This is a genomic window from Acinetobacter sp. NigerLNRRAM0016 (assembly GCF_054112845.1).
The window spans coordinates 57,321-69,828 of record NZ_JBSYVT010000011.1 but is presented as its reverse complement, the minus strand read 5'-3'; the positions used below and the strand labels follow the sequence as shown (position 1 = coordinate 69,828).

At 44.2% G+C, this 12,508-nt stretch carries 13 protein-coding genes; 11 read left to right on the top strand and 2 right to left on the bottom strand.

Going from position 1 to position 12,508, the window contains the following annotated elements; genetic code table 11:
- Positions 1–278: 278 nt before the first annotated feature.
- From ACWQ4X_RS09180 to ACWQ4X_RS09165, 4 genes are all read left to right on the top strand, one after another.
- Positions 279–1,616 carry a deoxyguanosinetriphosphate triphosphohydrolase gene (locus ACWQ4X_RS09180; protein WP_100241016.1) on the top strand — a complete coding sequence of 446 codons (1,338 nt, stop codon included), beginning with the start codon at positions 279–281 and terminating at the stop codon, positions 1,614–1,616.
- A 114-nt stretch (positions 1,617–1,730) separates the two neighbouring features.
- Positions 1,731–2,333 carry a Holliday junction branch migration protein RuvA gene (ruvA, locus tag ACWQ4X_RS09175; protein ID WP_016167371.1) on the top strand — a complete coding sequence of 201 codons (603 nt, stop codon included), beginning with the start codon at positions 1,731–1,733 and terminating at the stop codon, positions 2,331–2,333.
- A 285-nt stretch (positions 2,334–2,618) separates the two neighbouring features.
- Positions 2,619–3,626 (top strand): Holliday junction branch migration DNA helicase RuvB, encoded by a 1,008-nt coding sequence (gene ruvB, locus ACWQ4X_RS09170; RefSeq protein WP_457903414.1) that lies wholly within the window; start codon positions 2,619–2,621, stop codon positions 3,624–3,626.
- A gap of 196 nt (positions 3,627–3,822) precedes the next feature.
- Positions 3,823–5,175 (top strand): amidohydrolase, encoded by a 1,353-nt coding sequence (locus ACWQ4X_RS09165; protein ID WP_457903413.1) that lies wholly within the window; start codon positions 3,823–3,825, stop codon positions 5,173–5,175.
- A 114-nt stretch (positions 5,176–5,289) separates the two neighbouring features.
- Here the strand turns inward: ACWQ4X_RS09165 and ACWQ4X_RS09160 are convergent, their stop codons facing one another.
- Positions 5,290–5,862, bottom strand: coding sequence for a hypothetical protein (locus ACWQ4X_RS09160; RefSeq protein WP_374528201.1), 573 nt, complete (start codon positions 5,860–5,862; stop codon positions 5,290–5,292).
- A 230-nt stretch (positions 5,863–6,092) separates the two neighbouring features.
- On the opposite strand from ACWQ4X_RS09160, the gene ybgC reads away from it, so the two are divergent.
- The 6 genes from ybgC (at position 6,093) to pal (ending at position 11,093) form a co-directional block, all read left to right on the top strand.
- Positions 6,093–6,500, top strand: coding sequence for a tol-pal system-associated acyl-CoA thioesterase (ybgC, locus tag ACWQ4X_RS09155; RefSeq protein ID WP_100241011.1), 408 nt, complete (start codon positions 6,093–6,095; stop codon positions 6,498–6,500).
- 22 nt (positions 6,501–6,522) lie between these two features.
- Positions 6,523–7,221, top strand: coding sequence for a protein TolQ (gene tolQ / locus ACWQ4X_RS09150; RefSeq protein ID WP_457903412.1), 699 nt, complete (start codon positions 6,523–6,525; stop codon positions 7,219–7,221).
- Positions 7,221–7,670 (top strand): protein TolR, encoded by a 450-nt coding sequence (gene tolR / locus ACWQ4X_RS09145; protein WP_457903411.1) that lies wholly within the window; start codon positions 7,221–7,223, stop codon positions 7,668–7,670. Before tolQ ends, tolR begins: the two co-directional genes overlap by 1 nt.
- Before the next feature lies 1 nt (position 7,671).
- On the top strand, positions 7,672–9,045 hold the full coding sequence (gene tolA / locus ACWQ4X_RS09140) for a cell envelope integrity protein TolA (protein WP_457903410.1): 1,374 nt from the start codon (positions 7,672–7,674) through the stop codon (positions 9,043–9,045).
- 159 nt (positions 9,046–9,204) lie between these two features.
- A complete protein-coding gene (tolB, locus tag ACWQ4X_RS09135) occupies positions 9,205–10,488 on the top strand; it encodes a Tol-Pal system beta propeller repeat protein TolB (RefSeq protein WP_457903446.1) in 1,284 nt (427 codons plus the stop codon).
- Between the two features lie 32 nt (positions 10,489–10,520).
- Entirely contained in the window at positions 10,521–11,093 is a 573-nt protein-coding gene (gene pal, locus ACWQ4X_RS09130) for a peptidoglycan-associated lipoprotein Pal (protein ID WP_142769172.1), read from the top strand.
- Positions 11,094–11,148: 55 nt separating this feature from the next.
- Here the strand turns inward: pal and ACWQ4X_RS09125 are convergent, their stop codons facing one another.
- Positions 11,149–11,340, bottom strand: a complete 192-nt coding sequence (locus tag ACWQ4X_RS09125) for an NF038105 family protein (protein WP_142769173.1) — start codon at positions 11,338–11,340, stop codon at positions 11,149–11,151.
- Positions 11,341–11,522: 182 nt separating this feature from the next.
- On the opposite strand from ACWQ4X_RS09125, the gene ACWQ4X_RS09120 reads away from it, so the two are divergent.
- On the top strand, positions 11,523–12,497 hold the full coding sequence (locus ACWQ4X_RS09120) for a class 1 fructose-bisphosphatase (RefSeq protein ID WP_142769174.1): 975 nt from the start codon (positions 11,523–11,525) through the stop codon (positions 12,495–12,497).
- The last annotated feature ends 11 nt before the right edge of the window (positions 12,498–12,508 follow it).

The window sequence follows — 12,508 nt, the reverse complement described above, 5'->3', positions numbered from 1 at the left end:
GCTTTCTTACACTTTTTTAGAGAAAATGACATAAAAATAAATAACTAGATTGATTCCTCAAGTGGAAAGCGCCCACATTTTTTTCATTCAAAATATTTATTATTGCTGAAAATATACGCAAAAACTTCACTCAAGATTCCGCTGCCTTCTTCTCGCTTTCAATTTAAACTGCCACACCACTTTATTTACATTCCAACCGTCAAATCATGTCGCACTGCTCTAGTGCAACGGCAGGTTTTTTGGCATGATTTAGGCAATCCTTCTATGAAACATAATAAATGGAACAAATGCGTTGGTTAGAACTGCTTTCCACAGTTCGCATTGGCAGTAAAAAACAAAGTTCAGAACAAGCACGAAGCCCTTTTCATAAAGATTATGATCGTATTATCTTTTCGCAAAGTTTCAGACAACTCAATCGTAAAACCCAAGTTCATCCCCTGACCCAACATGACGGTATTCATACCCGTCTCACGCATTCACTCGAAGTTTCCTGTATTGGGCGTTCACTCGGCATGTTGGCGGCTGAGAAAATTAAGGACGAACTCCCCGTCTGGATTTCCCCTGCCGATGTTGGTGCCATTATTCAAGCCGCTTGCTTGGCACATGATATTGGCAACCCGCCATTTGGTCATGCTGGTGAATATGCCATTCGCGAATGGTTTGATGATGCCTCACATGGTAATTTCTTGGCAAAGCTCACTCCAGAAGAAGAAGCCGATGTACGTCAATTTGAAGGCAATGCCCAAGGTTTACGTCTGCTGACCAAGATTGACTACCATCCCAACGATGGTGGCATGCGCCTCACATACGCCACTTTGGGTGCGTACCTGAAATATCCATGGTTATCGAAAACCATTGCCGAACAGGGTAATACCCCTGCCAGCATGCGTGCCAAGTTTGGCTGCTATCAGGCGGAAAAAGATATTTTGGGGCAAATTGCCGAACAACTCGGTTTAATTCAGTTGGCACCCGATCGTTATTGCCGCCATCCACTGACCTATTTATTAGAAGCCGCAGACGATATTTGCTACGCACTGATTGATTTGGAAGATGGCATTATTCTGAATATGCTCAGTTATGAGGAAGTCGAACCGATCTTTCTGGACTTGATTGCAGATTATGGCAGACCTTCAGAACTCTCGATGGATACGACTTGGCAACAAAAAATTGCCGCATTACGCGGTCGGGTGATGAAACGTTTAGTAGATGAAGTCACCACCGCTTTTGCCAAACATCATTATGAAATTCTGACTGGGCAGCTTAAAGGCAGCCTCTTACAGTATTGTTCCGAAGATATTGAACTCGGCATTAACCGCGCCAAAGAATTGGCACGCGATAAAATTTTTGAACATCCGCAAAAAGCAGGTTTGGAAATTATTGCACATCAAAGTTTGCAAAATATTTTAGATGCCTTTATTCCGCTTACGACTCCGCACAAAACCTTAAGTTTTAAAGAGCAACGTCTGTTTACCATTTTGCAGCGTTCAGGTGCGCGTTTTGGCAACAATCATTATGAAAATATTATGCAAGTACTGGATATTATTTCCAAGTTTTCAGATCATCAAGCCTATAATCTTTCACAAGAATTGCAAGGCAACAAGTCTGGCTTGATGTAGCACAAATCGCTGTACAAGAAATGCCTGCCATAGCATTTCTGGATGCGTCAGTGAGATCGCACTTAATTTGTCAGATTGGCAACCGTATACACCTAAAATAGTGAAGTGTTAAAAATGATTGGATGTTTAATTGGCGAAGTGTTTGCCCTCGAAGCCCCAACAGTCCTGCTGAATGTAAATGGCGTGGGCTATGAGATAGACACACCCTTGTCGACATTTTGCCAATTACAAAAAGGACAAAAAGTTACGTTATGGACCCACTTGGCGGTTCGTGAAGATGCGCAATTGCTGTATGGCTTTTTACATCAGCAAGAAAAACTGATCTTCCGCACCCTATTAAAAGTGAATGGTGTTGGTCCTAAAATGGCACTCGGCATTCTTTCAACATTAAGCGTAGATATGCTGATTCATACGGTTGAACATGAAGATGTGAATACGCTGGTGAAAGTGCCAGGAGTCGGCAAGAAAACCGCTGAGCGCCTGATGATTGAACTACGTGATCGCTTTAAAGCCATGTCGACAGGGACAGTGCCTAGTAACTCGACCGTGGAGCAAATCCAATTTACAGGAAACTCAGCCGTTGCCGAAGCTGAAGCCGCATTACAATCTTTAGGCTATAAACCATTAGAAGCACAAAAATTGGTAAATGCAGCAAAAGGTGATTTTACTGAAGCCAGTGACATTATCCGTGCTGCACTCAAGTCGATGAATAAATAAAGTACTTCCTTTAAGACGTCATTCGATACACGTAAACGTCATTCGCAACTGTTCGAATCAGGAGACATTTGCACATCAATGTTTCTACGATATAGTCGATACGAACTTTCATTCGATGAGTTTTGCGAATGACAATGGTTTTGCTTACTTTTGCCTAAACAAAAGTAAGGCGAACCGCAGGTTATGTCTGAATTTCGCCCGAAGCTGGAAAGACTACACCAAGGTACACACTTTCTTTTCTGACATTTTGCTACGAAGCATATTCACTTGAAGTTTAAATAATATATGCAAGACCGTCTCATCGGTGGTTCCGAAAAACCCGAAGATCATATCGATCGTGCCATTCGCCCCACTTCACTGGATGACTATATTGGTCAGCCTGTAGTTCGCGAACAAATGGAAATCTTTATTGGTGCCGCACGCGGTCGTGCCGAAGCACTCGATCACACTCTGATTTTTGGTCCTCCTGGTTTGGGAAAAACCACACTTGCCAATATTATTGCGCGTGAAATGGGTGGAAACTTGAAGTCCACTTCAGGACCAGTCTTAGAGCGTGCGGGTGATTTAGCCGCCATGCTGACCAATCTTGAAGAAGGCGATGTGCTGTTTATCGATGAAATTCATCGCCTTTCCCCAGTCATTGAAGAAATTCTGTACCCAGCGATGGAAGATTACCAACTCGATATCATGATTGGTGAAGGACCTGCAGCCCGTTCAATTAAATTGGATTTGCCTCCATTTACCCTTGTCGCAGCGACTACGCGTGCGGGTCTACTGACATCTCCTTTGCGTGACCGTTTTGGGATTGTGCAGCGTCTTGAGTTTTATTCGGTTAAAGATTTGACGCATATTGTGACGCGTTCAGCCAATTTAATGGATGTGCCCATTACTCACGAAGGTTCAGCAGAAATTGCCCGTCGTTCTCGTGGGACACCGCGTATTGCCAACCGTCTGCTACGTCGCGTTCGTGACTATGCACAAGTCAAAGGTACGGGCGAAGTGACACAAGATATGGCACAACGTGCACTGGATATGCTGAATGTCGATAAAGATGGTTTAGATACTTTAGACCGTCGTTATTTATCTATGCTACTTGAGCGTTTTGATGGTGGTCCCGCAGGTGTAGAAGCCTTAGCTGCAGCAATGGCTGAAGATTCAGGCACTTTGGAAGACGTGATTGAGCCGTACTTAATTCAACAAGGTTATGTGATGCGTACCGCGCGTGGGCGTATTGCCACCAATATGGCGTATTTACAGTTTGGAATGACACCACCTGAACCGAAAGAAAAATGATTTAAAAGGGAGCAAGTCTCCCTTTTTTAAAACCTTTCAAAAGACATTTTCCCGATTCAATTCTTCCATTCCATTGTTATAACTTTCACGCATACCTTTAAATCAATTAAATATACCTATAGGGTTTTTGCCTTCTCTCAAACTCAATGGCATGTTCTACAGCTCAATAATTATTTATCACAAGGCTGTGTATGACATGAAAGCATTTCCATTCTCCTGTTTTGCTGCTTCTCTTTTGCTCTGTAGTCCCTTAAGTTTTGCCGACTGGATTAATACTGCGGTCGAAAAAAATGAAGCACAGACGATTCACCTACGCCATCACATTCATCAGCATCCAGAACTGGGAAACATGGAGTTTGAAACCTCAAAACTAGTGCAACAGCAGCTTAAATCTTATGGCATCGAAGTAAAAACAGGGTTTGCCAAAACAGGCGTGATTGGCATATTAAAAGGTGCAAAATCAGGTCCAACCATGGCATTACGCGCAGATATGGATGCCTTGCCTATAGAAGAAAAAACGCAGCTTGCTTTTGCCAGCAAAACGAAAGCCATGTATCAAGGCAAAGAGGTTTCGGTCATGCATGCCTGTGGACATGACGCACATACCGCTATGTTGCTTGGTGCGGCCAAAGTATTAGCAGAGCATCGTGATAAATTGGCAGGTACTGTCGTATTTATTTTCCAGCCCGCCGAAGAAGGTGGTGCCGATGTAGATAATTTCACGCAAGGTGCTGAAATTGGCTCACGTAAAATGATTGCAGATGGTGCACTCAAGAATCCAAAACCAGAAGTGATTTTTGGCTTGCATGTGATGGCTGGCATGCCAAGTAACAATCTGTTCTACAAAGAAGGTGCGATACTCAATAGCGCAGATCACCTCCGCATTCAAGTCAATGGAAAACAAGTGCACGGTTCAATGCCATGGGATGGTCGAGATCCGATTTATGCCGCTTCGCAAATGATTAACAATTTACAAAGTCTGATTAGCCGCAGATCCAATCTAACGCAAGGGATGGGCGTAATTAGTATTGGCAGTATACAGGGCGGCACAACAGGCAATGTCATTCCTGAACAAGTCAATATGGTGGGTACCATCCGCTCCAACAATGAAGACATTCGCCAGAACTTGTTAAAAAATATTCCCATCATGTTAGAACACAATGCTTTAGCCAATGATGTACAGGCGAAAGTTGAAATTGCTGCTTATGCACCTGTCACCACAAACAATCCAACCTTGACCCGACTGATGCAACCGACACTGAAACAGGTGGCAGGTGAAGATAAACTGCATGTGATGAATAACAATGCGAGTGCAAGTGAAGACTTTTCATATTATGGTCAGCTTATGCCATCCCTCTTTGTTTTTTTAGGCGCAACACCTCCATCTCAAAAAATAGATCAGGCTGCACCGAATCATAATCCTTATTTCATCGTGGATGATGCCACCCTAAAAACAGGTGTAGAACTGCATATTCGTTTTATTCAGGACTATCCAAAGTTCGCTACTCAAATCCAAAGCCAATGGAAGCAACCCAATGAAAAACTCTAATTAAGATATAATAAGCAAAAGGTGATCATGCAGGATCACCTTTTCATCCCAACGACAATCTAGACCCTCAAATCATTTCCGCCAAAACCAGTCAGTTCTCGAATGAAGAGTGAACTAAAGCTCCCGCACTTCTTCCACCAGCATCAGTTCACACGCCCCATTGCCTGTATCTTCACGACTCAGTGAACTACGCCATGTCCATCCATCCGCTGCTTTCACTTCCACCAAATGCCCTTTTAAATAAATCAGGTCATCCTGATCCACATCGGCCAATTGCTTTGCGATTGTGGAATTGGCTGGAATCAAATGTGTATTGGCACTATGTGTTTCAATTTCATGGTGTGGAATCGGTGGCTGATTTTCATAACGCCAGTAATACCAGCGATTACTTTGCCGTATCGAAATCTGTTTATAGACGGATGGATCTGCCATGGCTCCCCAACCCAGTGCAAAATCGACAGGACTCAGTTCAGCCTCGCGTCCCGAACGGTAATTTTCCCGTGAAAGCACTCGAAATTGCCCTTCATAATCCGCTAGATTGGTCATGGTATAACCATTAAAGGTTTGCACCTCACTGCTGACTCGCTGATAGTCCTGAGCACTTTCTACATTCGGGCTAGGTTTCCACCAATAGATGAGCCCAGCAACAATCACAATCAACCAAATTAAATAGGCGCGACGGCTCATCTTTCCCCCAAAATTATCAATGCAAAGTCAGCTTTTTTATTCTTCAAACTCGGCCTCATCAGTTTTCAGATTGAAATCTTGTGCCATTGGACGGTCATCTCAAACTGCTAAACTTCAAGGCATTACCTAACCCATAATACTGACCAATCTATTTACTGCAATTCCTCCCAGCAGCTTTAGACCGTCATGGGTTCGAAACACAACATTAAATCTAGACATGGAACACTATCATGGCGAATAAGTTCGAATTTCAGATTCGTGTATATATTGAAGACACTGACGCAGGCGGTATTGTCTATCATGCCAACCATATTCGCTTTATGGAACGTACCCGTACCGAATGGTTACGTGCCTCTGGTGTAGACCATTACTGGCACCAAAAAGACTACAACTTCGTGGTGCATAAAATTAATGTCAAATATCAACGTCCAATTTTAATGGATGACTTAATTACTGTTACAGCAAGTGTAGTTTCGTGTAAAGCTACGTCTTTTGTATTGCAACAAAATATTTATCGTGGTGAAATCTTGTTGGCATCTGGCGAAGTGGAATTGGCGTGTATTAGTGCTGAAATGCGACCACGTCGTTTGCCAGATGAAATTCGCGGTCTAATTCAGAAAGAGTTAGAACAAATTTAAAAAACTCGACTCCAGTGTAACTATGGCAAATCAATTAGACACCACTCTTCACGTTTCAGACCTCATTTTACAAGCAAGTCCTGTCGTACAACTGGTGATGCTTTTACTTCTTCTAGCATCACTCTACAGTTGGTTTCTAATTGCCAAGTTACACCTGAGTTATAAAAAAGCTCAGGCAGATGATGAACATTTCCAAAAAATCTTCTGGTCTGGTGCCGAGCTGAATACCCTGTATAACAATGCCCAGCTCAACTCTAAACGTGTCGGACTGGAAGATATTTTCTATCAAGGTTTGGGTGAATACCTCAGACTTAAAAAACGCCAAGCCGCAACGCAACAAACCATCGAAGGCACTGAACGTATTTTGCGTGTCGGTTTAAGCCGCGATCAAGGCCATTTAGAGCAAGGTTTAGGCGCTTTAGCCAGTATTGGTTCTGTCGCACCCTATGTCGGCTTGTTCGGCACCGTTTGGGGCATTATGAATGCCTTTATTGGTCTGGCAGATGTCGACCAAGTCACTTTAGCAACCGTTGCACCTGGTATTGCAGAAGCCCTCATTGCGACTGCAATTGGTTTATTCGCAGCGATTCCAGCTGTTCTAGCCTTCAACCATTTTACTGCTAAAGGCGAAGCCGTTTATTCAGATCGCGCTTTGTTTGCTGAAGAAATGGTGGCGCTATTACAACGTCAATCAGTAGGTTCTGTTCAGGAAAATGACTGATGGCGATTCAACGTACAGGACGCTTTGAGCGTATCAAAAAACCCTTGAAAAGCGACATGAATGTCGTGCCCTATATTGATGTTATGCTGGTGCTGCTGGTGATCTTTATGGTCACCGCACCAATGATCACCAGTGGCATTAAAGTCGATTTGCCACAAGCCAATGGTACTCCGCTGCAATCTGAAGATGCGCCTTCTATCGTCTCTTTAAAAGCAGATGGCACCTACTTCTTGGAGCAAAAAGGTCAAACCACTGGACCGCTTGCACTGACAGAACTGACTCAAAAATTGGTCGAGTCTCAAGCGCAGGCGCAACAAGAGAACAAAAAATTAAATGTTGTAATCAATGGTCATCAAACTCGCCCTTATGGCGAGGTCATGGCTTTAATGTCAAGCCTTCAAGATGCTGGCTTAACCCAAGTGGGTTTACTGACCGAACCTTTAAAGTAATATGAAGAATTTTCAACAGCCTCCGTTTAAACAAAACGCAATTGCACTGGGTTTTACCTTTGGTGTACACGTACTTGCGGTTGTGGGCTTGCTTTATTTAGGAATGAGTAAACCACCTAAGCCACCAGAGCAAATCAAAACCATCTTGATCAAACCGCAAGATTTACAGCCGACTCCGCGCGAAGAAACTGAATTTACAGAAACTGCGCATGAGAATATTGCTCCTGAAATTACGCAAACTGCCGAACCCAGCGTAGAGCCTGCTCCTGTCATTCCTGTTGCACCACCAAAAACCAATATGGCTGAGCAACAAGCAGCTCGTTTAGCTCAGGAAAAAGCCAAAGCTGATAAAGCGCAAGCAGATGCTGCTGCAAAAGCCAAAGCTCAAGCCGATGCCGCTGAAAAAGCTAAAGCACAGGCGGATGCTGCTGCGAAAGCCAAAGCGCAAGCAGATGCCTCTGCAAAAGCTAAAGCACAAGCGGATGCTGCTGCGAAAGCCAAAGCGCAATCGGATGCCGCTGCAAAAGCTAAAGCGCAAGCAGATGCCGCCGCGAAAGCTAAAGCAGAAGCGGATGCCGCTGCAAAAGCCAAAGCGCAAGCAGATGCTGCTGCGAAAGCCAAAGCGCAATCGGATGCCGCTGCAAAAGCTAAAGCACAGGCGGATGCTGCTGCAAAAGCTAAAGCAGATGCCGCTGCGAAAGCCAAAGCTCAGGCAGATGCTGCTGCAAAAGCCAAAGCGCAGGCAGATGCCGCTGCAAAAGCTAAAGCGCAGGCAGATGCCGCTGCTAAAGCCAAAGCTCAGGCAGATGCCGCTGCAAAAGCTAAAGCGCAGGCAGATGCCGCTGCTAAAGCCAAAGCTCAGGCGGATGCTGCTGCAAAAGCCAAAGCGCAAGCAGATGCTGCTGCGAAAGCCAAAGCGCAATCGGATGCCGCTGCAAAAGCTAAAGCACAGGCGGATGCTGCTGCAAAAGCTAAAGCACAGGCGGATGCTGCCGCGAAAGCCAAAGCAGATGCAGAAGCAAAAGAACGTGCTGAAGCAGAAGCGAAAGCCTCATCTGCTAAAAAGGCTGCGGAAGAAGCGGCTGAGAAAAAAGCGGAAGCCAAACGTATTGCCTCTACGGCGAAACGCGACTTTGAGAACAAAGTCAAACGTGCGTGGAATCCACCTACAAGTGCAGCAGGTCAGAAAGCCAGTGCTCGTGTCACCTTAAGTGACAGCGGTGCAGTTCTATCGGTTGTGGTCAATGCCAGTGACCCTGACATGAAAGCCAGTGTTGAAGCAGCAGTTCGTGCAGCAGCACCTTATCCAATGCCTTCAGACCCTGATGCGCGACGTGAAGCACGCATGTTTACATCTTCTTTTACTGCTCAATAATCACAATCGCCATGCCAAATGCATGGCGATTAAGCTTTTTCACAGTGTTATAACAGTTTAGCCATAATGTAATGCTTTAAATCATGAGATTTCATGCCATTATGATAGGCAATTTCATACAACCCACAAAGACTGACGTTTCAGAGTATACAGCGAATGATGGAAAATACGCGTAAACATCTACTTGGTTTAGCAATCATGACGGCACTTATGCCACTACTTGTTCAAACCAGTCATGCACAACTTCATTTAGAAATTGCCAAAGCACCAGAACAAGCCCCTAAAATTGCGATTATTCCATTCAGTAATGATCAAACCATTTATTCGATTGTAGAAAACGACTTAAATCGTTCGGGTAAATTTAGTAGCGCCTCGCAAAACCTGCCTGCAACTGCCAGCATGGACAATCCTAATGCAGCAGCATGGCAAGCCGCTGGCGTACCCTATCTGGTTACAGGGAATGTAAAAGAGACTGCTGCGGGCACCTTTGAAGTTCAATATCAATTGTATGATGTTGAGAAAAAACAATACCTGTTGAATGAACTACTCACTGTTCCTGCTTCACGTGTACGTCAAGCGGCACATATGATCAGTGATGCGATTTATCAGGCATTAACTGGCATTCAAGGTGATTTCAGTGGTCGTATTGCCTATGTTCTACGTAATCCTGCAACACCTGAGCAGCGCTACACGTTACAGATTGCCGATACCGATGGTGAACAGCCTAAAACCATTCTGACCTCGCGTGATCCAATCTTGTCCCCTGCTTGGACACCTGATGCGCAGAAAATTGCCTACGTGTCGTTTGAAAGCAAACGCCCTGCAATTTATGTACAAGACTTAGCCACAGGTCAACGCGAAAAACTGGCAAGCTTCCGTGGCTTAAATGGTGCGCCAAGTTTCTCTCCAGATGGCAAGTCCATGCTGTTTACCGCTTCAATGCATGGCAATCCTGAAATCTATCAAATGGATTTAAGTACCCGTCAATTACAGCGTATGACCAATGACAGCGCAATTGACACTGAAGCACGTTATGCACCTGATGGTAAATCCTTTATTTTCACCTCTGACCGCGGCGGTTCACCACAGATTTACCGCTATAGCTTCGCAGATGGTAGCAGCAAACGAATTACTTTCCGTGGCGCATTTAATGCTCGCGGAACTTTAAGTGCCGATGGCAAAAAAGTGGCATTGGTGCATCGTCCAAGCGGCAGTAGTTACAAAGTTGCCATTCAAGACATCAATACGGGCATCACCAATATTCTGACCCCAACCAGTCTGGATGAATCCCCGAGCTTCTCGCCAAATGGGCAAATGGTGGTGTATGCCACACGTGAAGGCAACCGTGGTTTACTTTCCATTATGTCGGTCGATGGTCGCTTCCGCATGAATTTACCAAGTGAGCAAGGCGAAGTCCGCGAGCCAGCTTGGGCACCCAAATAACCTTTTAAAAATCAATCTATATGGAGATGAAGATGAACGCAATTAAACTGTTGGTTTTACCAGTTTTGGCGTCCGCTATTGTGATGACAGGCTGTGCGAGCCGTAAACCTGCTGCCGAAATTCAAACAGGTCAAACACCAACTACTGCGGGCACAACTGTAAGCACTGAAGGATTAAGTGAAGATGCTGCGTTAAATGCACAAAATCTTGCGGGCGCATCTTCTAAAGGCGTAACCGCTGCCAATAAAGCATTTTTAGCAAAACGCGTGGTGCATTTTGACTACGACAGCAGTGATCTTTCCAACGAAGACTATCAAACACTCCAAGCACACGCGCAATTCCTTGTAGCCAATGCAAACTCTAAAGTGGCATTAACAGGTCATACGGATGAGCGTGGTACTCGCGAATACAATATGGCACTGGGTGAGCGTCGTGCCAAAGCCGTAGAAAGCTTCCTCATTACTAATGGTGTCAGCCCAACTCAACTCGAAGCGGTTAGCTATGGTAAAGAAATGCCAATCAATGCGGGTCATGATGAAAACGCATGGAAAGAAAACCGCCGCGTAGAACTTAACTACGAAGCTGTACCACCTTTATTAAAATAAGGCCGTTTACAGACCTAAAAAAAGCGCTTTAATGTTAAAGCGCTTTTTTTATTGCTTAAGCAGGTTTGTGCTCATCTTCTTCATGCTCATGCTGCATGGATTCAATGAGGTCATGCTTATTAAACTTCTTATATTCAGGCTTGGCTTCGTAATCTTTCCAAGCCGCTTTCACGTTCTCTGGACTAATATCATCCAAACTAATACCTTCATTTTGCGTTGGCATGGCATCAAACTTTTGTGTAGTCATTCTGCTGCTCCTCAATTCTTCTTCATCCTTCACATCAACATAGCATTATCCCTAAAAGTTGCAAGGGCAAAATCAAGCCAAATAATCGAGTTTAATTTTTCTTTTGCGGCATTCTCATCTAAAATAGCCGTCTAAATTTTTTTTGCTCAACTTGATTGGTTTACACTCGGAGTTTTCCTGCCATGGCATACCTCACCCTTTCCCAATTCTTAGAACAACAAACTGGGAACCTTACACCTGAACTTGCAAAAGTGATTGCAACCATTGCAGACACGTGTAAAACCATTGATCAAGCTTTACAAAAAGGTGCGCTTGCTGGGGTATTAGGCAGTGCACAGCATGAAAATGTGCAAGGTGAAGAACAAAAAAAATTAGATGTGATTTCAAATGACTATTTAATTGATGCCTTAAAAGTTCACCCACATGTCGGTGGTTTGGCATCAGAAGAACTGGATGAATTCACGCCTGCGCAAGAAAATGGTGAATATTTGGTGTTATTTGATCCACTCGATGGTTCAAGCAACATCGACATCAATATGTGTGTTGGTACCATTTTCTCAATTCTTCCAGCAAAAAATGCCGTGACGCAATCGGCTGATTTTATGCAAGCAGGTATTCACCAAGTTGCTGCAGGCTATGTACTGTATGGTCCATCAACCATGATGGCATTAACAGTGGGTGCAGGCGTTGTGTTCTTTACCTTCGATCCTGAATCACAACAATTCTTGTTAACCACTGACAACATTCAAGTGGCAGCAGATACCAAAGAATATGCAATCAATGCATCGAATCAACGTCACTGGGAACAACCCGTAAAACGTTATATTGATGAACTACTTGCAGGTAAAACGGGTCCACGTGAAAAAGACTTTAACATGCGTTGGGTAGCGTGCATGGTGGGTGATATTCACCGTATTCTTTGTCGTAGCGGTATCTTCATGTACCCATACGATCTGAAAGATCCGAAAAAAGCAGGTCGTCTACGTTTAATGTACGAAGCAAACCCAATGAGTATGTTGATGGAACAAGCAGGTGGTGCTTCTACTACAGGTCGCGTGCGTATTCTTGAAATTGAACCAACAGAATTACACCAACGTGTCCCTGTAATCATCGGTTCAAAAAATGAAGTTGATCTTGTAACTCAATACCACCACTAATTTTTAAAACA

Coding starts and splice junctions, on each gene's coding strand:
- ACWQ4X_RS09120 (WP_142769174.1), top strand. CDS start 11,523: ATGGCATACCTCACCCTTTCCCAATTCTTAGAACAACAAACTGGGAAC.
- ruvA (WP_016167371.1), top strand. CDS start 1,731: ATGATTGGATGTTTAATTGGCGAAGTGTTTGCCCTCGAAGCCCCAACA.
- ACWQ4X_RS09165 (WP_457903413.1), top strand. CDS start 3,823: ATGAAAGCATTTCCATTCTCCTGTTTTGCTGCTTCTCTTTTGCTCTGT.
- tolR (WP_457903411.1), top strand. CDS start 7,221: ATGGCGATTCAACGTACAGGACGCTTTGAGCGTATCAAAAAACCCTTG.
- ybgC (WP_100241011.1), top strand. CDS start 6,093: ATGGCGAATAAGTTCGAATTTCAGATTCGTGTATATATTGAAGACACT.
- tolQ (WP_457903412.1), top strand. CDS start 6,523: ATGGCAAATCAATTAGACACCACTCTTCACGTTTCAGACCTCATTTTA.
- pal (WP_142769172.1), top strand. CDS start 10,521: ATGAACGCAATTAAACTGTTGGTTTTACCAGTTTTGGCGTCCGCTATT.
- ACWQ4X_RS09160 (WP_374528201.1), bottom strand. CDS start 5,862: ATGAGCCGTCGCGCCTATTTAATTTGGTTGATTGTGATTGTTGCTGGG.
- ruvB (WP_457903414.1), top strand. CDS start 2,619: ATGCAAGACCGTCTCATCGGTGGTTCCGAAAAACCCGAAGATCATATC.
- tolB (WP_457903446.1), top strand. CDS start 9,205: ATGGAAAATACGCGTAAACATCTACTTGGTTTAGCAATCATGACGGCA.
- tolA (WP_457903410.1), top strand. CDS start 7,672: ATGAAGAATTTTCAACAGCCTCCGTTTAAACAAAACGCAATTGCACTG.
- ACWQ4X_RS09125 (WP_142769173.1), bottom strand. CDS start 11,340: ATGACTACACAAAAGTTTGATGCCATGCCAACGCAAAATGAAGGTATT.
- ACWQ4X_RS09180 (WP_100241016.1), top strand. CDS start 279: ATGGAACAAATGCGTTGGTTAGAACTGCTTTCCACAGTTCGCATTGGC.